The organism is Photobacterium sp. GB-36 (assembly GCF_003026135.1).
Taxonomy (GTDB): Bacteria; Pseudomonadota; Gammaproteobacteria; order Enterobacterales; family Vibrionaceae; genus Photobacterium.
The window spans coordinates 1-725 of the sequence record NZ_PYNY01000078.1 but is presented as its reverse complement, the minus strand read 5'-3'; the positions used below and the strand labels follow the sequence as shown (position 1 = coordinate 725).

Here is a 725-nt window from a genome sequence, read left to right as displayed (position 1 = left end):
GGGCGTTATAAATACGGGTAAGTTATTCATAATAAGGACATTCAATGAATCAGATTAATATCCAACACTTTAAACATCCTTATGCCGAATTTGTGCTTGGTTCATATGACGGTAAGCTTTGTCTTTGTGACTTTCGATATCGTAAAATGAGAAGTGCAGTTGATGACCGTATTAAGCGTAGCCTTAACGCTGAATTCGTAGAAAGAAACGACAATGTTTTAGAATCTACTAAAACGCAACTTGAAGAATACTTTCTTGGTGAGCGAAGTGTTTTCGATATTCCTTTATTACTGGTTGGTACGGATTTTCAAAAATCGGTTTGGGACGCATTAAATAAAGTAAAATACGGTGACATTGTAACGTATCAAGATTTAGCTATATCAATTGGTAATGAAAGCGCAGTGAGGGCGGTTGGCAATGCTAATGGTGCAAATGGATTGGCGATTATAATTCCTTGCCACAGGGTAATTGGCAGCAAAGGTGAGCTTGTTGGTTATGGTGGCGGTTTGTCATTGAAAAAACGTCTTTTAAAATTAGAGCAGAATCTCTTCATCTAAGTCTAAATAGTATTTATAACAGATAAGGATATGTGTTGCGAAGCCGACACCTATCCGAAGTGTTGGACAAGCCCAAGCCACCTTATATAAGTAAATATTGGAAATATCATGAAGGGTGATGACAAAAAGAAGTCGAGCGTTATCCTTGGTGTGAACCAATAACTTTAA

The 725-nt window shown here is 37.2% G+C and carries 1 protein-coding gene; it reads left to right on the top strand.

Annotated elements, in window-relative coordinates; genetic code table 11:
- Positions 1-44 precede the first annotated feature (44 nt).
- Positions 45-557 carry a methylated-DNA--[protein]-cysteine S-methyltransferase gene (locus tag C9J46_RS21385; protein WP_107247676.1) on the top strand — a complete coding sequence of 171 codons (513 nt, stop codon included), beginning with the start codon at positions 45-47 and terminating at the stop codon, positions 555-557.
- The last annotated feature ends 168 nt before the right edge of the window (positions 558-725 follow it).

Excerpts from the sequence above, each read along its gene's own strand:
- C9J46_RS21385 (WP_107247676.1), top strand. The coding sequence starts at position 45 with ATGAATCAGATTAATATCCAACACTTTAAACATCCTTATGCCGAATTT.